Source organism: Pseudomonas sp. GW531-T4 (assembly GCF_017349615.1).
Classification (GTDB): domain Bacteria; phylum Pseudomonadota; class Gammaproteobacteria; order Pseudomonadales; family Pseudomonadaceae; genus Aquipseudomonas; species Aquipseudomonas chlororaphis_I.
Genome location: NZ_JACMZT010000096.1, coordinates 1 through 284 on the forward strand (window position 1 = coordinate 1; position 284 = coordinate 284).

The 284-nt window shown below is 51.8% G+C and carries 1 pseudogene; it reads right to left on the reverse strand.

The annotated features are described in order from the left end of the window. A pseudogene (locus J4D28_RS30340) lies at positions 1 to 236 on the reverse strand (ISL3 family transposase); the annotation flags it as partial. Positions 237 to 284 lie beyond the last annotated feature (48 nt).

The following is a 284-nucleotide window of genomic DNA, read 5'->3' on the forward strand; positions in this document are numbered from 1 at the left end:
CAGCCAACACGTCTGAGCAAAACGCTGAGGCGCACTGCACGGCCGAGAATGGGCAAATCACGAACGACTCGCTCGCAATACTCGTGAGTGGTTGAACAGGGCTTTTGGCATCCACCACAGGAAGGGAATCGGGTGGTGTGGGGCGTCAGATCGATCTGTAGGGCATCGCCATCAGGCTTGATCGTGACGACAGAAAAGCCCTCCCAAAAAGGAAGGAAAGTATTAATATCGTGCATAAGAACGCCGGTTTTTTAGATGTGTTTGCTCGCACGAACATCATCAAT